17 protein-coding genes are annotated in these 22774 nt (G+C 69.6%); 13 read left to right on the top strand and 4 right to left on the bottom strand.

Annotated features, from left to right (window positions below):
- Positions 1-29 precede the first annotated feature (29 nt).
- From AB0I89_RS05220 to mmsB, 9 genes are all read left to right on the top strand, one after another.
- The gene (locus AB0I89_RS05220) at positions 30-1571 is read left to right on the top strand and encodes a sugar ABC transporter ATP-binding protein (protein WP_355050441.1); all 1542 of its coding nucleotides are present in this window, start codon (positions 30-32) and stop codon (positions 1569-1571) included.
- The gene (locus tag AB0I89_RS05215) at positions 1568-2638 is read left to right on the top strand and encodes an ABC transporter permease (RefSeq protein ID WP_357120401.1); all 1071 of its coding nucleotides are present in this window, start codon (positions 1568-1570) and stop codon (positions 2636-2638) included. Before AB0I89_RS05220 ends, AB0I89_RS05215 begins: the two co-directional genes overlap by 4 nt.
- Positions 2635-3627: a galactofuranose ABC transporter, permease protein YjfF gene (gene yjfF, locus AB0I89_RS05210; RefSeq protein ID WP_357120398.1), complete on the top strand. Its 993-nt coding sequence runs from the start codon at positions 2635-2637 to the stop codon at positions 3625-3627. Before AB0I89_RS05215 ends, yjfF begins: the two co-directional genes overlap by 4 nt.
- A 26-nt stretch (positions 3628-3653) precedes the next feature.
- On the top strand, positions 3654-5156 hold the full coding sequence (gene araA / locus AB0I89_RS05205; protein ID WP_357120395.1) for an L-arabinose isomerase: 1503 nt from the start codon (positions 3654-3656) through the stop codon (positions 5154-5156).
- Positions 5157-5510: 354 nt separating this feature from the next.
- Entirely contained in the window at positions 5511-7646 is a 2136-nt protein-coding gene (locus AB0I89_RS05200) for an RICIN domain-containing protein (RefSeq protein ID WP_357120392.1), read from the top strand.
- Positions 7647-8046: 400 nt separating this feature from the next.
- Positions 8047-9042, top strand: a complete 996-nt coding sequence (locus AB0I89_RS05195) for a LacI family DNA-binding transcriptional regulator (RefSeq protein ID WP_357120389.1) — start codon at positions 8047-8049, stop codon at positions 9040-9042.
- A 209-nt stretch (positions 9043-9251) separates the two neighbouring features.
- A complete protein-coding gene (gene chvE, locus AB0I89_RS05190) occupies positions 9252-10397 on the top strand; it encodes a multiple monosaccharide ABC transporter substrate-binding protein (RefSeq protein ID WP_357120386.1) in 1146 nt (381 codons plus the stop codon).
- An 82-nt stretch (positions 10398-10479) separates the two neighbouring features.
- On the top strand, positions 10480-12018 hold the full coding sequence (mmsA, locus tag AB0I89_RS05185) for a multiple monosaccharide ABC transporter ATP-binding protein (protein ID WP_357120383.1): 1539 nt from the start codon (positions 10480-10482) through the stop codon (positions 12016-12018).
- Positions 12015-13265, top strand: coding sequence for a multiple monosaccharide ABC transporter permease (gene mmsB, locus AB0I89_RS05180; protein WP_357120380.1), 1251 nt, complete (start codon positions 12015-12017; stop codon positions 13263-13265). Before mmsA ends, mmsB begins: the two co-directional genes overlap by 4 nt.
- A gap of 108 nt (positions 13266-13373) precedes the next feature.
- Here the strand turns inward: mmsB and AB0I89_RS05175 are convergent, their stop codons facing one another.
- Together AB0I89_RS05175 and AB0I89_RS05170 are read right to left on the bottom strand one after the other, a co-directional pair.
- Positions 13374-14417, bottom strand: coding sequence for a hypothetical protein (locus AB0I89_RS05175; protein ID WP_357120377.1), 1044 nt, complete (start codon positions 14415-14417; stop codon positions 13374-13376).
- A gap of 196 nt (positions 14418-14613) precedes the next feature.
- Positions 14614-15990, bottom strand: a complete 1377-nt coding sequence (locus tag AB0I89_RS05170; protein ID WP_357120374.1) for a DNRLRE domain-containing protein — start codon at positions 15988-15990, stop codon at positions 14614-14616.
- 224 nt (positions 15991-16214) lie between these two features.
- On the opposite strand from AB0I89_RS05170, the gene AB0I89_RS05165 reads away from it, so the two are divergent.
- The 4 genes from AB0I89_RS05165 to AB0I89_RS05150 all read left to right on the top strand — a co-directional run bounded on the left by AB0I89_RS05165 (position 16215) and on the right by AB0I89_RS05150 (position 21442).
- Positions 16215-17489, top strand: a complete 1275-nt coding sequence (locus tag AB0I89_RS05165) for an MFS transporter (RefSeq protein ID WP_357120371.1) — start codon at positions 16215-16217, stop codon at positions 17487-17489.
- 5 nt (positions 17490-17494) lie between these two features.
- Complete coding sequence (locus tag AB0I89_RS05160; protein ID WP_357120809.1) at positions 17495-18472, top strand: hypothetical protein; 978 nt, start codon at positions 17495-17497, stop codon at positions 18470-18472.
- A 113-nt stretch (positions 18473-18585) separates the two neighbouring features.
- Entirely contained in the window at positions 18586-20112 is a 1527-nt protein-coding gene (locus AB0I89_RS05155) for an alkaline phosphatase D family protein (protein ID WP_357120368.1), read from the top strand.
- Positions 20113-20125: 13 nt separating this feature from the next.
- Positions 20126-21442 (top strand): hypothetical protein, encoded by a 1317-nt coding sequence (locus AB0I89_RS05150; protein WP_357120365.1) that lies wholly within the window; start codon positions 20126-20128, stop codon positions 21440-21442.
- A 37-nt stretch (positions 21443-21479) separates the two neighbouring features.
- Here AB0I89_RS05150 and AB0I89_RS05145 read toward each other — a convergent pair whose 3' ends face one another.
- Together AB0I89_RS05145 and AB0I89_RS05140 are read right to left on the bottom strand one after the other, a co-directional pair.
- Positions 21480-22067: a TetR family transcriptional regulator gene (locus AB0I89_RS05145; RefSeq protein WP_357120362.1), complete on the bottom strand. Its 588-nt coding sequence runs from the start codon at positions 22065-22067 to the stop codon at positions 21480-21482.
- 13 nt (positions 22068-22080) lie between these two features.
- Entirely contained in the window at positions 22081-22773 is a 693-nt protein-coding gene (locus AB0I89_RS05140) for a hypothetical protein (RefSeq protein ID WP_357120359.1), read from the bottom strand.
- Position 22774: the final 1 nt, after the last annotated feature.

Here is a 22774-nt window from a genome sequence, read left to right as displayed (position 1 = left end):
TCGACAACCCCCAGAAGAGGTCTGATGGGATGACGGATAGCCGTCCGGTCCTGACGATGACCGGGATCAGCAAGTCCTTCCCCGGGGTGCGTGCACTCCACGACGTCAACTTCCGGCTCTTCCCCGGCGAGGTGCACGCCCTGATGGGCGAGAACGGCGCCGGGAAGTCGACCCTCATCAAGGTGCTGACCGGCGTCTACGACACGGACGACGGCACGATCACCCTCGGCGGCGAGCCGGTGTCCTTCAGCGGGCCGATGCAGGCGACGGCCGCCGGGGTGAGCACCGTCTACCAGGAGGTCAATCTCTGCACCAACCTCTCGGTGGCGGAGAACATCTTCATCGGACGTGAGCCGAGGCTGTTCGGCGCCGTCCGCTGGGGCGAGGTCCGCCGCCGCGCCCGCGCGCTCCTGAGCCGTCTCGACCTCGACCTCGACGTCAGCGCGCCGCTGGGCTCGTACTCCCTCGCGATCCAGCAGATGGTCGCGATCGCCCGCGCGATCGACATCCAGGCCCGGGTGCTGATCCTGGACGAGCCGACGTCCAGTCTCGACGCGGGTGAGGTCGCGCAGTTGTTCCGCATCATGCGGCAGCTCCGCGACGAGGGCATCGCGATCCTGTTCGTGACGCACTTCCTCGACCAGGTCTACGAGATCGCCGACCGCATCACGGTGCTGCGCAACGGCGGTCTCGTCGGCGAGTACCTGACCGCCGAGCTGCCCCAACTCGGCCTCGTCGAGAAGATGATCGGCAAGGAGCTCGACGTCCTCGAGGGAATCGAGGAGCACTCCCGGCGCGACCTGGCCGCGATCGAGGAGGGCACCCCCCTGGTGGCGGTGTCGAAGCTGGGCCGGGCGGGCGCGGTCGAGCCGTTCAGTCTGACCATCCACCCCGGTGAGGTGGTGGGCCTCGCCGGCCTGCTGGGCTCGGGGCGTACCGAGGTGGCGCGGTTGTTCTTCGGCGCCGACCGGGCCGACGGTGGGCAGGTCGCGATCGACGGCACGTCGAGCAGTTTGCGTACCCCCGCGCAGGCGATCGACCAGGGCGTCGGCTTCTGCTCGGAGAACCGTCGGGCCGAGGGCATCGTCCCCGACCTGTCGGTCCGCGAGAACATGATCCTCGCCATGCAGGCCGCCCGGGGTTGGCTGCGCCCGATCCCGCGCCGCCGCCAGGACGAACTGGTCGACAAGTACGTCAAGGCGCTCAACATCCGTCCGGCGGACCCGGAGGTGCCGGTTCGCAACCTCTCCGGCGGCAACCAGCAGAAGGTGCTCCTCGCCCGCTGGCTGATCACCGAGCCACGGCTGCTGATCCTGGACGAGCCGACCCGCGGTATCGACATCGGCGCGAAGACCGAGATCCAGCGGCTCGTGGCGCAACTGTCCGACGGTGGGATGGCGGTGCTGTTCATCTCGGCCGAGTTGGAGGAGGTGCTGCGCCTCAGCCACAAGGTGGCGGTCATGCGGGACCGGCAGATGGTCGCGCAGCTCGCCAACAACGAGGACCTCGACGCGGAGCGCATCATGCAGACGATCGCGAGTGGATCCCACCGGGAGGAGGCGGACCGATGAACGACACGAAGGGCCGCTATCGGACGATGATCGGTCACCGGCTGTTCTGGCCCGTCGCCGTGCTGGTGGTCATGCTCGCCGCGAACACGATCTACCGGCCCGGGTTCCTGTCCATCGAGCTCAAGGACGGGCACCTGTACGGCACGCCGATTGACATCCTCCGGCTGAGCGCCCCGCTGATCCTCGTGGCGCTGGGCATGACGCTGGTCATCTCGACCGGCGGCATCGACCTGTCGGTCGGCTCTATCTGCGCCATCAGCGGCGCGGTCGCCTGCATGTACATCAGCAAGCAGACCGACCAGAGCAGCCTCGCCGTGGTGCTGACCGCCCTCGCGATGGCGTTCGGTATCTCGCTGGTGCTGGGTGCCTGGAACGGGGTGCTGGTGGCCGTGATCGGCATTCAACCGATCATCGCCACGCTGATCCTGATGGTGGCCGGTCGCGGCCTCGCCCAGCTGATCACCCAGGGCCAGATCATCACCATCAACTCGGGGCCGTTCCGGGCCATCGGGCTGGGTCACCTGCTGACCCTGCCGCTGGCCATCTTCATCGCGCTCGCCGCCGCACTGCTCGTCGCCGCGTTCACCCGTCGCACCGCGCTCGGCATGATCGTCGAGTCGGTGGGCGGCAACGCCGAGGCGAGCCGACTGGCGGGCATCCGGTCCAACCGGGTCATCTTCCTCGTGTACGTGCTCAGCGCCGCCTGCGCCGCCGTCGCCGGTTTCATGATGACGGCCAACGTGTCCAGCGCCGACGGCAACGCCGTCGGCCTCTGGGTGGAGCTGGACGCCATCCTGGCGGTCGTCATCGGCGGCACGTCCCTCGCCGGCGGCCGGTTCTACCTCAGCGGCACCATTCTCGGGGCGCTGATCATCCAGACCCTGACCACCACGGTGTACGCCATGAACATCTCGCCGCAGACGTCGCTGCTGTTCAAGGCGGTGGTCGTCATCGCTGTGTGCCTCATCCAGGCGCCGGCCTTCCGGGCCCGGTTCAGCCGGCGACGGAAGAGCACCCCGCCGCCGCGCCCCGTCGCCGACAAGCCGAAGGAGCAGGTGCCGGCATGACCACCGGATCGCTCACCGCCCCCCGCCGCACCCGGTTCCGGCTGCCCCGGCGGCAGGTGCCGGTGCTGGCCACGCTCGCCCTGCTGCTGGTGATGTACGGCATCGGCGTGTCCCAGTACACGGCGTTCTCGAACGTCCAGGTCATCTTCAACGTCTTCATCGACAACGGCTTCCTGCTCGTCGTCGCGGTGGGGATGACCTTCGTGATCCTCACCGGCGGCATCGACCTGTCGGTCGGGTCCGTCGTCGCCATGACGGCGATGGTGTCGGCGGCGCTGTTGGAGAAGGGCCTGCCGGCGGCGCTCGTACTCGTGATCGCGCTGCTCATCGGGCCGACGCTCGGCCTGTTGATGGGCTGTGTCATCCACTTCTTCGACATCCAGCCGTTCATCGTGACGCTCGCCGGGATGTTCTTCGCCCGGGGCATGTGCACGTTCATCTCGGACTCGTCGATCCCGATCACCGACGGTTTCTGGACCAGGATGTCGCAGGAGCGGATCGGCGATCCCCGGGGCAACTTCGTCTCGATCAGCGTGCTGATCGCCTTCGCCGTGGTGCTCGTCGCCGCGTACGTGCTGGCGTACACCCGGTTGGGACGGAACGTCCACGCGATCGGCGGCAACCCGCAGTCGGCGCTGCTGATGGGCCTGCCGCTGGGGCGTACCCGGATCGCCGTCTACACGATCAGCGGGCTCTGCTCCGCGATCGGCGGAATCCTGCTGTCGTTCTACACCCTCTCCGGGGCGCCGCTGATCGCCGTCGGCATGGAGCTGGACGTCATCGCCGCCGTCGTCATCGGTGGCACGGTGCTCACCGGCGGCTCGGGTTACATTTTCGGCACCGTGCTCGGCGTGCTGGTCCTGGGTGTGATCCAGACCCTCATCACGTTCGACGGCAGCCTCAACTCCTGGTGGACCAAGATCGTGATCGGCGGCCTGCTCTTCGCGTTCATCCTCCTGCAGCGACTCATCGGAATCCGTTACAAGTGACCGCCCCTCTCGCGGAAGGCAACCCCATGGCACCACACCCCGAACCCGAGATCTGGTTCCTCACCGGCAGCCAAGGCATGTACGGCGAGGAGACGCTCCGGCAGGTCGCCGAGCAGTCCCGCCAGATCGCGGCCACGCTCGACGACTCGCCGCAGATTCCCGCCCGGGTGGTCTGGAAGCCCGTCCTGACCAACAGCGGCGAGATCCTCCGGGTCTGCCGGGAGGCCGCCGCCCAGGGCGCGATCGGGGTCATCGCCTGGATGCACACGTTCTCGCCGGCGAAGATGTGGATCGCCGGGCTGGACGCGTTGCAGACGCCGCTGCTGCACCTGCACACCCAGGCGAACGTCCTGCTGCCGTGGGACGACATCGACATGGACTTCATGAACCTGAACCAGGCCGCGCACGGCGACCGTGAGTTCGGGTACATCCAGACCCGCCTCGGTGTGGCCCGCAAGACGGTCGCCGGGCACGTCAGCGACCCGCGGGTGACCGCCCGGGTCGGCGCCTGGGCCCGTGCGGCGACCGGCTGGTCGGCGATGCGGTCGCTGCGCCTGGCCCGCTTCGGCGACAACATGCGCGACGTCGCGGTCACCGAGGGCGACAAGGTCGAGGCGGAGCTGCGCTTCGGGGTGTCGGTCAACACCTACGGCGTGAACGACCTGGTCGAGGTGGTCGGCGAGGTCGCCGACGCCGACGTGGACGAGCTGGTCAAGGAGTACGGCGACACCTACCGCGTGGGCGCCGAGCTGCTTCCCGGCGGTGAGCGGCACGACTCGCTGCGGTACGCCGCCCGCCTCGAGTTGGGTATGCGTGCCTTCCTGGAGGCCGGTGGGTTCCGGGCGTTCACCACGAACTTCGAGGACCTCGGCGGCCTGCGTCAGCTCCCCGGCATCGCCGTCCAGCGGCTGATGGCGGACGGCTACGGCTTCGGCGGCGAGGGCGACTGGAAGACCTCCGTCCTGGTGCACACCATCAAGGCGATGTCCGTGGGGGTCTCGGGCGGCACGTCGTTCATGGAGGACTACACCTACGACCTGACCTCGGGCCAGGAGGTGGTGCTCGGCGCGCACATGCTCGAGGTCTGTCCGACCATCGCGTCCGACGTGCCCAACGTCGAGATCCACCCGCTGAGCATCGGCGGCCGGGAGGACCCGGTGCGGCTCGTGTTCGACGCCGCCCCCGGCCCAGCGGTGGTGCTCGGGTTGGCCGACATGGGGGAGCGGTTCCGGCTGGTGGCGAACGAGATCGACGTCGTGCCGCCGCCCCAGCCGCTGCGCCGGCTGCCGGTGGCGCGCGCCGTCTGGCGACCGCGGCCGGACCTGCCGGTCTCCGCCGAGTCCTGGATCACTGCCGGCGCCCCGCACCACACGGTGCTCTCGCAGGCGGTGGGCGCCGAGGAGCTGCACGATCTGGCCGAGATGAGCCGGACCGAGCTGGTCGTGATCGACGCCGAGACCACGACGCGCCGCTTCGCCGACGAGATCCGCTGGAACCAGGCCTACTACCGGCTGGCGCGCGGCTTCTGACCTGCGCCGAACCTCTGCTGAACCGGGTGGTCCACCCCTGCCTGCGGGCCGGGGTGGACCACCCGTTCGGGTTTGCGTCCGGGCTCTGCCGCGTGCATTAGCAGGCCGGCGGGCCGGTTGTGTTACGCCTTGACTAAGAGCATGTTATCGCTCACAGTCTATAGCCAAGGTGGTCGATGTCATTGCCTGGTCCGGCCGTGCACGCGTCCTAACCCCCCGTCGTCGGCATCGTGTGCCGTGACGCCCGGGGCGTGCTGTTAGCGATCACATGGCCGGGCGTGGTCAGCTCGGTGCCCCGCCCGGTGCCGCGGACGCCGGCCCAGACCGCACGGTTCGCGTCAGCAGAGGAGGATCATGCTTTCCATCGGTCGGGTTCCCCGGGGTGCGCCACGCCGGCGCAACTGGCTGTCGAGATTGGCCGTCGCCGCGACGGCACTGGTGGTCGGTGGCGCGGCCGTGGCGGTGGCCGCGGCGCCCGCGTCGGCCGCCACCGTCGACACGAGCGCGTGGTACGTCCTGGTGAACCGCAACAGTGGCAAGGCGTTGGACGTCTACAACCTGGCCACGAACGACGGCGCGCGGATCACGCAGTGGACGCGTAACAACGGCAACCAGCAGCAGTGGCAGTTCGTGGATTCCGGTAGTGGTTACTACCGGGTCAAGTCGCGGTTGTCCGGCAAGGTGCTGGATGTTTCCGGCCGGTCGACGGCCAACGGCGGGGCGATCGTGCAGTGGTCGGACAACAACGGGACCAACCAGCAGTTCCGGCTTGCCGACTCGGACGGCGGCTACGTCCGCCTGGTCAACCGCAACAGCAACAAGGTCATGGAGGTGCAGGGCGCCTCGACGGCCGACGGTGGCAACATCGTGCAGTACGACGACTGGAACGGCACCAACCAGCAGTGGCAGCTCGTCCGCGTCGACGGCGGGGGCAACCCCACCACGCCGCCGCCCACCACGCCGCCCCCCACCACGCCGCCACCGTCGAACGGCACGTTCTCGAACCCGGCCATCTGGCAGGACTTCGCCGACGTCGACATCATCCGGGTGGACAACGTCTACTACCTGACGTCGTCCACCATGCACTACTCGCCTGGCGCACCGGTCCTGCGCTCGTATGACCTGGTGAACTGGGAGTACGCCGGGCACGCCGTGCCCCGGCTCGACTTCGGCTCGAAGTACGACATGAGCGGCGGCAACGCGTACGTCGACGGGATCTGGGCCTCGACGTTGAACTACCGGCCGAGCAACCGCACGTACTACTGGGCCGGGTGCATCGACTTCGCGCAGACGCACATCTACACCGCGTCGGCCGTCGACGGCACCTGGAGCAAGCACACCACCATCCCCAACTGCTACTACGACGCGGGCATGCTGATCGACGACAACGACACCATGTACGTGGCGTACGGCAACACCACGATCAGCGTCGCCCAGCTCTCCGCCGACGGGAAGTCCCAGGTACGCGCCCAGCAGGTGTACCAGACCCCGTCGAGCATCGGCACGCTGGAGGGCGCCCGGTTCTACAAGCGCAACGGGGCCTACTACATCTGGCTCACCCGGCCCGCCAACGGCCAGTACGTGCTGAAGTCGACCAACGGCCCGTTCGGCCCGTACGAGCAGCGTCAGGTGCTGCTCAACCTGCCCGGTCCCATCTCGGGCGGCGGCGTGCCCCACCAGGGCGGTCTCGTGCAGACCCAGAACGGCGACTGGTACTACATGTCGTTCGTCGACGCGTACCCCGGTGGTCGGATGCCGGCCCTGGCGCCGATCACCTGGACCAGCGACGGCTGGCCGGTGCTGCAGACCGTCAACGGCGCGTGGGGCAGCTCCTACCCGAAGCCGAACCTGCCCGCTCCGCCGCGTGCGGTGAAGCCGCTGACGGGCACCGACACGTTCGCCGGCACCACCCTCGGCCCGCAGTGGGAGTGGAACCACAACCCGGACAACAGCCGCTGGTCGGTCAACAACGGGCTGAACCTGCAGACCGCCACCGTGACCGGCGACCTGTACGCGGCGCGTAACACGTTGACGCACCGGATCCAGGGCCCCACCTCCACCGCCACCATCGAGCTGGACTACTCCACGATGCGCGACGGTGACCGCACCGGCCTGGCGGTGCTGCGCAACTCGTCCGCCTGGATCGGCATCAAGCGGGACAACGGATCGACGCGTCTGGTGATGCAGAACGGTCTCACGATGGACGGTAACTGGAACACCACCAGCACCGGCAGCGAGGCGGCGAGCACCGCCATCTCCGGCGGACGGATCTGGTTGCGCGCCAACGCCGACATCAGACCGGGCTCGGGCCGGCAGGCGCGCTTCTCGTACAGCACCGACGGCGTGAACTTCACGTCCTTCGGCAACGCCCTGACGCTGGCGAACAACTGGCAGTTCTTCATGGGCTACCGGTTCGCCATCTTCAACCACGCCACCCAGGCGCTCGGCGGCTCGGTCGCCGTCCGCCGCTTCGACCTGACCACACCGTGACGCCGGTCACACAACGAGTGAGGTGACGGCATCGCCCACCCCGCAGGGGGAGGGTTCGTGTCGTCGCAGCAGACCAGTCGCCGCCCTGTTCCACGCTCTGTCCAGGAGCTTGGAGCGGGGCGGCGGCCCGTTGCGGCCACTTCCGGCCGAGGGCGACGGCGCGAGGTGCGCGCGGAACTCCGGCGCGACCTGGCACACGCCGTGTCTTCGCGTTCAGCCGTGCCGTGTCCGGGGCGATCGCTGGCGTAGACTGTCGGCGATCCAGCGCTGGTCACCTGCGATTCAGCACCGGCGTGGTGGCTGAGCGAGGGGGATCGGGCCGGGCCGCTCCAGTCAACGTCGACGGGCCGCGGGTCGGGTTGAAGGCGGGGGGAGTGAAATGGCCGTCCACGGTCCCGCGATGACAGACGTCGCTCGTCTGGCCGGTGTCTCCCACCAGACGGTGTCGCGGGTGCTCAACGGGCACCCCAACGTGCGCGAGCAGACCCGGTTACGGGTGCGGGCGGCGATCGCCGAACTCGGCTACCGCCCGAACGGCGCGGCGCGCGCCCTGGTGACCGGCCGGTCCCAGGTCATCGGCGTGGTGGCACAGAACACGACCCTCTACGGTCCGGCGTCGCTGCTGGCCGCCCTGGAGCAGACCGCCGCGGCGGAGGGCTTCGCCGTCAGCGTCGGCAGCGTGCGCGACCTGGACCACCGTTCCATCTCGGCCGCGGTCGAGCGGCACCTGGCGCACCGGGTCGCCGGCATCGTGGTCATCGCGCCGGTGGAGTCGGCCGGCGAGGCGTTGGAGCGGCTACCCAAGGACGTTCCACTGGTGACGGTCGACGGTGACCCGCACCGTCCGGTGCCGTTGGTGACGGTCGACCAGGTGGCGGGCGCGCGGGCGGTGACCGAGCATCTCCTCGACGCCGGGCACCGCACGGTGTGGCACGTGTCGGGGCCGTCCGACTGGTTCGACAGCGCCGGTCGTATCGAGGGCTGGCGTGCGGCGCTGCTCGCCGCGGGGGTGGAGCCACCGCCCCTCATGCACGGGGACTGGTCGGCGGCGTCGGGCTACCGGTGCGGGCAGATGCTCGCCCGGATGCCGGAGGTGACCGCCATCTTCACGGCCAACGACCACCTCGCCCTGGGGGTGCTGCGGGCGCTGCACGAGTTCGGGCGCAAGGTGCCGGCCGAGATCAGCGTCGTGGGTTTCGACGACGTGCCGGAAGCGGCGTACTTCATTCCGCCGCTGACCACCGTCCGACCGGATTTCGACGCGGTGGCGCGGGCGAGTCTGCAGATGTTGCTGACCCAGATCGAGTCGGGCAACGGCAATGGCGGCGGCGCCCTGCGCCAGACCATCGCGCCGACACTTGTCGCCCGCGACAGTGTCGCTCCGCCGCGCCGCTAAGCGCGTCGATGCCTCGTGACCTGCGCCAGCCGCTCAACTGTCGGGAGGGGTTGCGCGAGGTCGTGCGGGTGAGGAAGTCTCCGTTACGAGACCGTGACACCGGTATTTCGGATCAGGTGTTGACGTGCCCTATGTGAGCGCTAACACTACCCGAAAGATGACAGGTGGCCCCGGCGGTCGGCGGGGGGAATCGGGAGAGGAGACGGCCCGTGAGCAGGAAATTCCTGGTTGCTCTCGGTAGCGCGGCGTTGGCGTTGAGCCTGGCGGCGTGCAGTGGTGGAGGCGCCGGCAGCGGCGACAACACCAGCGACAAGAAGCCGGGGGACCTGACGATCGGCGTCGCGATGCCGACGCAGACCTCGGAGCGGTGGATCGCCGACGGCAACGCGGTGAAGTCGAAGCTGGAGTCCAAGGGTTACAAGGTCGACCTGCAGTACGCGGGCGACGACATCCCGACCCAGTCGCAGCAGGTCGACCAGATGATCACCCAGGGCGCGGACGTCCTGATCATCGCGGCCATCGACGGCACGGCGCTCAGCGGTCAGCTGCAGGCCGCCGCCGACGCGAAGATCCCGGTCATCTCGTACGACCGGCTCATCCGCGGCAGCAAGAACGTCGACTTCTACGTCAGCTTCGACAACTACAAGGTCGGCGTGGCGCAGGCCACCGCGCTCCTGGTCGGGCTCGGCCTGCAGAACAAGGACGGCTCGAAGGGCACGGCCAAGGGTCCGTTCAACATCGAGCTGTTCGCCGGCTCGCTGGACGACAACAACACGCAGTACTTCTTCGGCGGCGCGATGGACACCCTCAAGCCGTTCATGGACGCGGGCACGCTGAAGGTGAAGTCGAAGCAGACCACCAAGGAGCAGGTGGCCACCCTGCGTTGGCAGCAGGAGACCGCGCAGAAGCGCATGGAGGACCTGCTCACCTCCAGCTACAACGACGGCTCGGTCGTCAACGGGGTCCTGTCGCCGTACGACGGCATCTCCCGGGGCATCATCACCGCCCTGCAGAACGCCGGCTACAGCGCTACCGGCAAGAAGAAGCTGCCCGTGGTGACCGGCCAGGACGCCGAGATCGCCTCGATCAAGCTGATCAACGACGGTGTGCAGAACTCGACCGTCTTCAAGGACACCCGCCTGCTGGCCGACCAGGCCGCGAACGCCGCCGAGGCGTTCCTGCAGGACAAGACGCCGCAGGCCAACGACAGCGAGACGTACAACAACGGCGTCAAGGTCGTTCCGTCGTACCTGCTGCCGATCGCGACCGTCTACAAGGACGACATCAAGGCGACGCTGATCGACTCCGGCTACTGGACGGCGGAAGAGGTCGCCGCCGGTCAGGCCAAGAAGTAGGTCACCTCGTCGGGCTCGGCGGGCGACCGCCGGGCCCGACGCCGTGATCGAGCAACGTCCAGACCGACAGAGGACAGTGACCATGGACGACACCATCCTCGAGATGCGTCGTATCACGAAGACCTTCCCCGGAGTGACCGCGCTGGAGGATGTCAACCTCGCGGTACGTCGGGGAGAGATCCACGCCATCTGCGGCGAGAACGGCGCCGGCAAGTCCACCCTCATGAAGGTGCTCTCCGGCGTCCACCCATCCGGCTCGTACGACGGCGAGATCCTCTTCGACGGCAAGCCGATGCAGTTCCGGGGCATCCGGGACAGCGAGGCCAATGGCATCGTCATCATCCACCAGGAACTCGCCCTGGTGCCCTACCTGTCGATCGCCGAGAACCTCTTCCTGGGTAACGAGCGCCGGGGCCGCAGCGGCCTGATCGACTGGAACAAGGCCAACGCCGAGGCGGCGGAGCTGCTGGCGTCCGTCGGGCTGCACGAGAACCCCGTGACCCCGGTGATCCAGCTCGGCGTCGGCAAGCAGCAACTCGTGGAGATCGCCAAGGCGCTGTCCAAGAAGGTGCGCCTGCTCATCCTGGACGAGCCGACGGCCGCCCTCAACGACGTCGACTCGGCGCACCTGCTCGGCCTGCTCCGGCAGCTCAAGGAGCGGGGCATCACCTGCATCATGATCTCGCACAAGCTCAACGAGATCACCGCGATCGCCGACTCGACCACCGTCATCCGGGACGGTCGTACGGTGGAGACCCTGGACATGCGCGCCGACGACGTCAACCAGCAGCGCATCATCCGGGGCATGGTCGGCCGCGACATCGAGAGCTTCTACCCCGACCGCGAATCGTCGCCCGGCGAGGAGGTGCTGCGGATCGAGGACTGGTCGGTGCGGCACCCGACCCAGGAGCGGATGGTCGTCGAGGACGTCAACCTGTCGGTGCGCGCCGGCGAGGTGGTCGGCATCGCAGGGCTGATGGGCGCCGGCCGGACCGAGTTGGCGATGAGCGTCTTCGGCCGCTCCTACGGCCGCGACATCAAGGGCAAGCTCTTCATGCACGGTCGCGAGGTCAACGCCCGCAACGTCGCGGAGGCCATCGACAACCGCATCGCGTACGTCACCGAGGACCGCAAGCGGTACGGCCTGAACCTCATCGACGACGTCCGGCGCAACGTCTCCGCCGCCGCCCTGGACCGGCTGGCCAAGTACGGCTGGGTGAACGGCAACGAGGAGATCAAGGTCGCCGAGTCGAGCCGGCGGGACATGAACATCAAGACGACGAGCGTGATGGCAGTGGTCGGCAAGCTCTCCGGCGGCAACCAGCAGAAGGTCGTGCTGTCGAAGTGGCTCTTCACCGACCCGGACGTGCTGATCCTGGACGAGCCGACGCGCGGGATCGACGTCGGGGCCAAGTTCGAGATCTACACGATCATCAACCGGCTGGTGGCCGCCGGCAAAGCGGTGATCGTCATCTCCAGCGAGCTGCCGGAGCTGCTCGGAATGTGTGACCGCATCTACACCCTCGCCGCGGGCCGGATCACCGGTGAGAAGCCGGTGAGCGAGGCAACCCAGGAGAGCCTCATGGAGCTGATGACAAAGGACAAGGAGCTCGTCGGATGACCAGCATCAAAACCCCTTCGACGGAGCGCCCGACACCGTCGGACACCGCCCCGGCCGCCGCTCTGCACACGGGGACGAGCGACCTGCGGGCCCTGGTGCTGAACAACCTCCGGCAGAGCGGGATCTACGTCGCCCTGGTCGTCATCCTGGCGCTCTTCGCGGTACTGACCGACGGGGTGTCACTGAGCCCCGGCAACATCACCAACATCGTCCTGCAGTACTCGTACATCCTGGTCCTCGCGATCGGCATGGTCATCCTGATCATCGGCGGGCACATCGACCTGTCGGTGGGTTCGGTGGTCGCGCTGACCGGCGCGGTGTCCGCCGTCCTCGTGATCCAGCAGGGGCACCCGTGGTGGCTGGGTGTCCTCGCGGCGCTGGCCGTCGGCATCGCGGTCGGCGCGTGGCACGGCTTCTGGGTGGCGTACGCCGGCATCCCGGCGTTCATCGTGACCCTGGCCGGCATGCTGCTGTTCCGGGGTCTCACCCTGCGGGTGCTCGACAACATCTCGCTGTCGCCGTTCCCGTCCGAGTACCAGAAGGTGGCGGCGGGCTTCCTCAACGGCCTGCTCGGCGGTAACGGCTTCGACGCCTTCACGTTGTTGATCGGCGCGATCGCCGTGGCCGGGTACGCCGTGAGCGGCTTCCGCACCCGTCTGGCGCGCATCCGCTACCAGCAGCCGGTCGAGTCGTTCCCGCTGTTCGTGGCCCGGGTCGTCCTGGTGGGCGCGGTCATCATGTACTTCGCCTGGCAGCTGGCCCACGCCCGGGGCCTGCCGATCGTGCTGATCATCCTGGCGGCGCTGGTGCTGGTCTACGGTCTGCTCACCCGGCGGACGGTCTTCGGCCGTCAGGTCTACGCGATCGGCGGCAACCTCTCGGCGGCGGCGCTGTCGGGCGTGAAGGTCCGCACCGTCAACTTCTGGATGTTCGTCAACATGGGCTTCCTCGCGGCCGTGGCGGGCGTCATCTACTCGTCGCGGTCCAACGGCGCGCAGCCCGCGGCCGGCAACATGTTCGAGCTGGACGCGATCGCGGCGGCCTTCATCGGCGGCGCGGCGGTCACCGGCGGCGTGGGCACCGTGGTCGGCGCGATGGTCGGTGGTCTGATCATGGCGGTGATGAGCAACGGCATGCAGCTGATGGGCGTCGACCAGTCGACGCAGTCGGTGGTGAAGGGGCTCGTCCTGCTCGTCGCCGTCGCGTTCGACGTCTACAACAAGCGCCGGGCGGCCGGCACCCGCTGATGCCCTGACCGCACGCACGTGTGCCCCCGCCCATCTCGAGGGCGGGGGCACACGTCGCTCGGTCGCCGAACCCCGTCGCAGACTGGGCTGTGAGCCCACGCGGTCAGGTCATCGCCGGCGCCGTGCACCCCGCCGTCTGGCACCATGCTGCTGGCTGGTCGTAGTTTCGTCGGCGATGGACTCGCCCGCCGGGCCGCCGACCGACCGGCTGTTCGCCTGCCCCGACCATTGGCCCTCGGGGTAGAACTGGACGCTCGGAAATGTGTCGGCCGTGTGCTGCTGCCGGGCGTGATACGCCTGCCACGCCATCGCGTGCTCGCCAAATCCCGCATCACTCAGGATGTTCATGGCCTCCTGTGCTACCTGCGCATTCCTCGCGGTGGTGGAGAAGTGTTGTGCGCCGTGCGGGTTGGAGTCGGTGTAGACCCCGCCGCTGAGTGTGTTCGCCAGCCTGTCGACTGTTTGGTCAGGTAGATCGTTCCGGGTGGGCGTCGTCTGCCAGCCCAGGTCGGACACCCCGCGCACATCGCGCTCGTTCGTGTACAGGAGGACATTGACATCAGATGACATTAGGTGGACATCATCGAGGCTCCGGGTCGCCGCTTGGCGCGCCTGGCCGAAATCCGGGTGCTGCACACCACGCGTTCTCGCCTCATCGATCGCCCCGGTGGCGATCCGGTTTATGTTCAGAAAAGTATTGATAGAGTTGATCGCATCCCTCGACTGCGCCGCTTGAAGGGTCACGATATTCTCGTTGTACGGTGAGTCGCCTTGGTGAGAGTTCCACCGCTCCCCAGCCATGTTGAGTAAGCGGACGGACGTCTCCATCGCAGAGGCCGCCCGCTCGATTCCTGCGACGCTCTCCGCCAACCTTGCCGCGGCGTCGTTCAATAGATCGTTGCTGAGGTCGGGACGCTCCAGGATTTGCGTGGCGTCTTCCGGAAGGTGTCTGACGTTGTTGAACTCGGCAATGGCCTGCTGGCTGAGGTTTACGGCCATGGCCAGCTGCCGGGTCACGTCAATGTTCTCCCAGAGAGCGACCATTGTGTCTCGTGGGCTGACGTCGGGATTGCGATTCCGGGTGTCGACGACACTTCCCTGCCCGTCGTACTGGAACCAGCTCTGGTTGTACTCTTCCCATGGTGCCGCCACTGGTAGACCTCCCGGGTAGGTGTCCTGATCGGTACCGAGGTACTACGGGGTGGCCCGGCGACGGTTCAACCGGCTCTTGGACAACTTTGGGCCTGTTTGCCGCAGATCACGGCATTGTCGGGCAGACGCTGGTCACGGCGGTGCTGAGGTACGGAGAATCCCGCTGCGCCGCGAACGGCGCAGCGGGATCGGGCCGTCAGTGGCAGTTGCCGGTGCCGCTGTCGGCGTAGGTCTGGCCGGCGACCGGCACGAACTGCCAGTCGTAGCTGCCGGAGTGCAGGGTGAACTTCAGAACCCCCCAGGCGGAGCTGTTGCGCGCCTCGCTGTTGGGCTGGATGGTGCCGAAGCCGTAGTGGTCCGCGCCGCCCATGCCGGCGACGAAGCTGCGCATGCCCCGGCTGGCGTCGTAGCTACCGGACGGGTTCATCGGGCCGAACCGCTCGTACACGTGGTTGTGGCCCCACACCACGACGTCGGCGTTGTAGTCGTAGAGCGCCTGGTACAGCGGGCGCGTCGACGTGGACGGCGCGTGGTCGGAGCTGGACGTGAAGAGCGGGTGGTGCCAGTACGCGATCGTGCACGGCTTGCTGCTGGCCGCGAGGTCGGCGCGCAGCCACTGCTCCTGGGCGGAGCCGGCCGACATGCTGATGTTCGAGTTCAGCGACACGACGTGCCAGTTGCCGAGGTCGTAGGAGTAGTAGCCCCGGCCGCTCGGGCCGGCGGTCGTACCGAAGTAGTTGTAGTAGCCGGTGGCGCCGGACGTGTTGTAGTCGTGGTTGCCCGGCGACGGGCGGGTGCGGCTCTTGTGCCGGCCCCAGGTGGGCTCGTAGTAGCTGGCGAACTGCGTCGCGGTGCCGCTGTCGTAGACGTTGTCGCCGGTCGTGAAGACGGTGCCGGAGATGTTGTCGAGCAGCGCGGCGGTGGCCGTGTCGCCGGAGCCGGAGGTGGCGATGTCGCCGGCCCCGACGAGGACGGGGTCACCGGACGGCGGCGTCGTGGTGCCGGTCGTGACCACCAACTGCGGTGCGTCGCCGCCACTCTCGCGGGTGTCGTAGTACGCGCCGTCGCCGCTGGTCGAGGTGGCGCCGAAGCTGTACGTGCCGTTGCCGGTGACCGCGGCGGTGACGTCGACCTCGTACCAGGTGTTGCCGGCGACCGCGCCGAGCGAGGAGAGGGTGGCCCCGTCGATGGCCGGCTGGTTGTTCCAGGTGGTGCCGGTCTCCGACCAGGTGGTGCTGGACATCCTCCGGAACGTGCCGCCGGCGTCGCTGCCGCTGTTGCCGCTGATCGTGCGCAACCGCAGCTTGGCGCTGGTCACTGTGCCGCTGACGCCGCTCACCGTGAAGCGCAGGAACATCCGCCGGGCGGGCGAGTTGTCGACCACGACCTGCGTGGACGTGCCGTAGTTGGTGGATGCCGTGTCGCTCTGGACGTAGGTGTCGGCGACCGGCGTGAACGTCACGCTCGCCGCGGCGGCCGTGCCCGAGCCGGTCAGGACGACGGCGGCGGTGGCGGCGACGAGCACCGCGACCGTACCGACCGTCACCGGTGGGCGGGCGATTCGAATGTCCATCCAGGACCCCTTCGTTTGCGGGTGTAGAGCGCAAGGAACGTAGGAAGGTCGATGAACCGGCGCACTGCCGCCAGGTGAACAGTACGCTCAGACAGTGAAACATCTCGATGTTTGCTGGATGTTCACCCACCGCACGCCTGCCCGCAGCCTGTGCTCCCTTGTGGCCCTTCGCGCCGGATCGTCACGATGGCTGACCGTCGCCCACCGATGTCCAGGAGATGCGCGTGTACCTGTCGACCGTCTCCCGTCCGGTCGCCGACCCACCCGGGCCGCGCCGCCGCCGGCTCGCCCTGGTCAGCGGCAACGTGGTCGCGCTCGGCACGGTCAGCCTGATCACCGACGTCTCGGCCGAGATGGTGGCCGCCGTCCTGCCGCTCTACCTGGTGCTGGGCCTGCAACTCAGCCCGGTGGCCTTCGGTGTGCTCGACGGCGTCCACACCGGCGCGACCGCGCTGCTGCGGGTCGTCGGCGGCTTCGCGGCCGACCGGTTCCGGAGGCGCAAGCTCGTCGCCGGTGTCGGTTACGCGCTCTCGGCGGTCGCCAAGCTCGGGCTGTTGCTCGCCGGCCGGTCGGTCCCCGCCATCGGCGCGGTCATCGCCGTCGACCGGCTCGGCAAGGGCGTGCGCAGCGCGCCCCGGGACGCGCTGATCACGCTCTCCACCCCGCCCGAGGCGCTGGGTCGGGCGTTCGGGGTGCACCGGGCCATGGACAGCGTCGGCGCGTTCCTCGGGCCGCTCGCCGCGTTCGCCGTCCTGCTGGCCGTCGGCCAGTCGTACGACGCGGTCTTCGTCACCAGCTTCTGCGTCGCCGCGCTGGCGGTCGTCGTGCTCGTGCTGTTCGTCCGGGAGCGCCCGAGCGGCGAGCCCGCCGACGCGCCGGACGAGCCCCGGGTCTCCGTCGGCGAGGCGTGGGGCCTGCTGCGCAGCCGGCCGGCCCGTCGGCTGCTGCTGGCCGCGACGATGCTCGGCCTGGCCACCATCGGCGACGGCTTCGTCTACCTGGTGCTGCAACGCCGCGAGGACCTGGGCCTGCGGTGGTTCCCCCTGCTGGCGGTGGGCACCAGCCTCGCGTACCTGCTGCTCGCCGCCCCGCTCGGTGTCCTGGCCGACCGGGTCGGGAGGCTGCCGGTCGTGGTGGGCGGCTACGTCGCCCTCGGCGCGACCTACCTGCTGCTGGCCGGGCCGTTGCACGGCTGGCCGGCGCTCGTGCTCACGCTGGCGCTCTACGGCGGGTTCTACGCGGCCACCGACGGCGTGCTCATCGCGCTCGCCGGACCGGTGCTGCCACCGCGGCTGCGGACCACCGGGATCGCGCTGGTGCAGACCGGGCAGGCGCTCGCGTACCTCGTCTCCTCGGTCGTGTTCGGTCTGGCCTGGCAGGCCTGGGGGCCGCGGACGGCGGTCCTCGCGGCGGCCGTGGCCGTCGCCGGTGTCCTGGTGGTCACCGTGCTCCTGCTGGCTTCCCCGTCCCGTCTGATCCCTCGGAGGGTGTCCTCGTGACCGCGATGTCGACCCGGGCCAAGCTCGGTGTGGTGGCCGCCTCGGCGGTGCTGTTGGCCAGCGGGGCGGTGGGCTACGCGGCCCTCGCCGCCGAGCCGCCCCGGACCCCGCCAGCGGCCGCCGCCGGGGACCAGGCGGTCGCGCTGACGCCGGGCCCGCGCCTGCTGGCCGTCACCGACCGGCACGTCTCCAGCGTCGCCACCGCCGACCCCGCCGGGCCGCGTACCGTCTCGGGTCTGGAATGCCTGCGGGTGTACGCGGCGGCCGGCACCGGCGTCTGCCTGAAGCCGGATACCGCCTGGTCGTACCAGGTGGTGGTGCTCGACGCGGCGCTGAACCAGAGGCGGACGCTGAGCGTGCCGGGCCTGCCCAACCGGGCCCGGGTCTCGGCGTCGGGCCGGATGGTCTCCTGGACGACGTTCGTCGGGGGCGACTCCTACACGGCGAGCGGCTTCTCCACCCGCACCGGCATCCTCGACACCGTCACCGGGGCGACCGTCCCGTCGTTGGAGGGGTTCGCCGTCACGCGGGACGGCCGCGCCTACCGCAGCCCGGACGTCAACTACTGGGGCGTGACCTTCACCGCCGACGACAACCGGTTCTACGCGACCATGTCGACCGGCGGCAAGCGCTACCTGGTACGCGGCGACGTGGCCGCCCGGACCGTGGCGACGCTGCGGGAGAACGTCGAGTGCCCGTCGCTGTCGCCCGACGGCACCCGGATCGCCTTCAAACAGGCGATCGACGCGGACCCCAGGAAGGGCTGGCGGCTGTCCGTGCTCGACCTGGCGTCCGGGCGGATCACCGCGACGGCGGAGACCGCCAGCGTGGACGACCAGGCGGCCTGGCTCGACGACGCGACGTTGGCCTACACGCTGCGCCAGAGTGACGGCCGGCCGGACGTGTTCGGCGTCCCCGCCGACGGCTCCGGCACGCCGAAACTGCTGATCCCCAACGCCGAGTCGCCGTCGCCGCTGACCTGACGACCCGGTCGCGGGGCACGACACCTGACGGCCTTGACGCGGCCAACGTCCCGTCATGTCGGCTTCCGCGCCACAGCCTTCGCTGTTCATCGACGGCCTCGAAGGTATTGACCATGACAAGGCTCAGTCGTCGCATCTTCGTCCTCGGTGGACTCGCCGCCGCCGGCGCCGCGGTAACCCCCGGGCAGACTGCTCGCGCCGCGGCGCCGTACCCCTTCAAACTCGGTGTGGCGTCGGGTGATCCGGCCGCCGACAGCGTGGTCCTGTGGACCCGACTGGCGCCGTCACCGCTCAACGCGGACGGGCAGGGCGGCATGGCCGACGCTGACGTGACGGTCGAGTGGCAGGTGTCCACCACGGACCGCTTCTCGTCGCTGGTCGCGTCCGGCTCGGTGGTCGCCCGGTACGCCGACGCCCACTCGGTGCACGTCGTCGCGGGCGGCCTAGCGGCCGACTCCGACTACTACTACCGATTCCGGGCCCAGGGGCAGATCTCCCCGGTGGGGCGTACCCGGACCGCACCGGCGGCGGGCACGTTCGGCCGCGACCTGGTCATGGCGTTCGCCTCCTGCGCGCACTACGAGGCCGGCTACTACACGGCGTACCGGCGGATGGCCGAGGAGAACCCGGGGCTGATCCTGCACCTGGGCGACTACATCTACGAGGGCGGCGTCAACACCTCGGCGGTGCGCCAGCACGTGGGCGCGGAGATCGTGTCGCTGGCCGACTACCGCCGCCGGTACGCCCTCTACAAGTCCGACCCGGACCTGCAGGCGGCGCACGCGGCGGCGCCCTGGCTGGTGGTGCCGGACGACCACGAGGTGGAGAACAACTACGCGAACATGGTCCGGGCCGACAGCAGCCCGACGCTGACCGCCGCCCAGTGGACCGCCCGGCGTACCGCCGCGTACCGCGCCTACTACGAGAACATGCCGCTGCGACCGGCCTCCGCGCCGAGTGGCAACAGCATCGGACTCTACCGCCGCGTGCGGTGGGGGCAGCTCGCCACCTTCCACATGCTCGACACCCGGCAGTTCCGCGACGACCAGGCGTGCGGCGACGGCTGGAAGGTCTGCGCGGACGCCGACCTAACCTCCCGGTCGCTGACCGGCGCGACCCAGGAGGCGTGGCTGCTCGACGGGCTGGCCCAGCACTACGGCACCTGGGACATCCTCGGCCAGCAGGTGTTCTTCGCCCGTCAGTTCGAGGCGAGCGGGGCGGCGAACATGGACGCCTGGGACGGCTACCGGGCCTCGCGCAGCCGCATCCAGAGCGGCTGGCAGCAGCGCGGCGTGCGCAACCCGCTCGTCCTCACCGGCGACGTGCACAAGTCCTGGGCCAACGAGCTGAAGGCCGACTACGCCAACCCGTCGTCGGCCACCATCGGCACCGAGCTGGTCTGCACCTCGATCACCTCGACGGGCAACGGGACCGGCAGCACCACCATCCCGAACGCGGCGACCAACCCGCACCTGAAGTTCTACTCCGACCGGCGCGGCTACGTCCGTACGACGATCAGCCGCAGCCAGGTCCGCGCGGACTTCCGCGCGGTGAACACGGTGACCGAGCACGGCGCGGCCGCGTCGACGGTGCGCTCGTTCGTCATCCTCGACGGCCAGCCCGGCCTGCAGGCCGGGTAGAAGGAGCACCCTGATGACCGCACTCACGACACTGCTCGCCGCGTCCCTGCTGCTGCCGACCGCCGTGGCGCCCGCTCCGAAGGCCATGACCGCCGACGCGATCACCTGGACCACCGCCAACAGCGTGGCGACCGGCGACCAGGACCTGCCCGCCATCGCCATGAACCGCGCCGGGCAGGTCGCGGTGGCCTGGGAGGACGACCGGGACAGCACCGCGCCCGAGGACGACACCCACAGCGAGATCTACCTGCGCCTGTTCCGCGACGGCACGCCCGGCTACGAGCTGAAGCTCTCGACCGGCGGCACCAGCGGGGCCGCCTGGCGACACATCAGCCCCGACGTGGGGCTCGACGACCGGGGCAACGCCGTGGTCGTCTGGGCCGCCGACGGTGACGGCAACGGCGTCTACAACATCCAGTACCGGGTGGTGTCGCCGGCCGGCGCGATCCTCGGTTCCGGGCAGGCCAACGCCAGCGACGCCGGCCAGCAGATCTGGCCGAAGGTGGCCGTCGACCCGGACGGCGCGCCCACCAGCGCGGCTGTCGGCTTCGCCGTCGTCTGGGAGGACGTGCAGGGAACCGCGCCGGCCACCGTCAAGGCCGCCGGCTTCACCGGCCCCACCACCAAGGGGTACGAGGTGACGGCCTCCCAGACGACCGGCAGCCACCACCGCCCCGACGTGGCGGTGTCCGCCTCCGGCGAGGCGCTGGTGGTCTGGGACGAGGACGCCGACGCGAACGGGTCGTACAACATCGGTCTGACCCGGTTGGCGCGCGCGAACGGCGCGGTGGTGCTGTCCCGGCGTACGGCCAACGCGCAGAGCGGCGGGCAGCAGCGGCGGGCATCGGTCGCGTCGACCTACTCCGGTGACTTCGCCGTCGGTTGGGAGTCGGACCACACCGGCACGAAGGGCGTCTGGGCCCGTTCGTTCACCGCGGCCGGCGCGGCCCGCCACGACGAGGTCCAGGTGTCCACCGGGACCGGGGCCGTCGCCCCCGGCGTCGGCGTCGACGACGAGGACAACGTCGTGGTGGGCTGGACGGTGTCCGGCGCCAACCCGGACGTCTGGGCGCGTGGCCTCAACCCGGACGGCAGCACCACGGGTCGGCTGGCGGCGCAGGCGTTGAGCCAGACCACGACCGGCCGCCAGGAAGACCTGGCCATCGCCGCGTCCCCGTGGGGCGAGGTGAGCCTCTGCTACACCGACGACAACGACGGCAACGGCTTCGACCAGGTGCTCCTCGGTCTCGGGGCGACGAACTCGACCTGGCTGATGACCGCCGAGGAGTTGCGCCAGCGCAAGGCGCGGGCTGCCGCTCGGGTGGGCTGAGCGGAGTGCGAGGGACGGGCCGTGACTCGACGTCGGGTCACGGCCCGTCGGTCGTGCGGGTTCCGCCGAAGAGCAGGTCCAGTTGGGCGTCCAGGGCGGCGAGGGCCTGCTCGGCGGTGTACTGCCCACCCAGCAGGTAGACGCCGAGCCCTTCCATCAGCGCCAGCAGGCCGGCCGCGGCGGCCACGTCGTTGGTGGGCAGGACGCTGGCGACGAAGGCGGTGAGCTGCGCGGTGCCCTCGCGCAGACCGGTCGCGGCCGTCGGGCGCACCGCCGTGTAGGCGAGGAACGCGAGCGCCACCCGACCGTCGTCGCGGGTGTGCGCGTCGAGCGGCAGGAGCGCGGCGATGATCGTACGCAGCAGCAGCCGGGGCGCGGGGGCCTCGCCGAGTCGCGCCACCGCCTCGGTGACCCGGATCTGGCTGCGTTCGCGGACCACGCTCAACGCGAACGCCATCATCTCGTCCTTGGTGCGGAAGTAGTGCTGGACCATTCCGGCGGACACGCCCGCCTCGGTGGCGACGTGACGGAGGCTGACGGCTTCCAGGCCCTGATCCGCGGCGACCCGCATCAACGCGTCCGCGATGAGGGTGCGGCGCTGCTGGTGATCGACCTTCTTGGGCATGGCCTCGATCGTTTCACAGCGGGTGGCCGGGAGCCGCCGTCGCGCGGCGGTCAGTCTCCGGCGCGGGCGTGCCCCGGGCGCTGCGCAGCAGGCCGTCGGGGTCGTCGGCGTACAGTCGCAGCTCGTCCACCGGCGCGGACCGGCCTCGGGGCAGGTCGAAGGTCGTCGGCCGGCGCAGCACGACGTCGATGCTCGTCTGGCTGCCGACCGAGATGTGCAAAATCTGGCGCGCACCCTCCCGCTCGACCTGGATGGACCTGCTCGACGGCAGGGAGCGGTGCCGTTTGCGCAGCGCGGCGACGTCCGACCACGGGATCCAGATGTCGATGCCGGAGCTGTTGCGTACCCGCAGCCCGGTGTCGGCGACGATGTGTGGGTGGATGGTCATGCTCGCCCAGAGACCGACCATCCAGAGCAGACCCCAGATGCCGAGGCCGAGCACGATCCAGCGGGCCGGCCGCCAGGGGACCACGTGGCTGACGATCAGGTCGAAGATCGGGATCTCGACGGCCGACAGGGCGATGAAGATCCCGAGGATCGGCTTGACCACGCCGAGGTAGCCGAACGGCTCGTCGCCCGGCCCGAGCGGCAGGGGACGGCGACGCGCCCACAGGTAGAGGCTGCGCCACATCGCCGCCTCGGTCACGACCGCCCGGCGCAGCAGCGGCCCGACGGCCGCCCTGCTCGGCGTCCTCGTCTCGGTCATC

The sequence above is a fragment of the Micromonospora sp. NPDC049801 genome (genome assembly GCF_040656575.1).
Classification (GTDB): Bacteria; Actinomycetota; Actinomycetes; order Mycobacteriales; family Micromonosporaceae; genus Micromonospora.
This window is presented reverse-complemented; position numbering and strand designations above follow the sequence as displayed.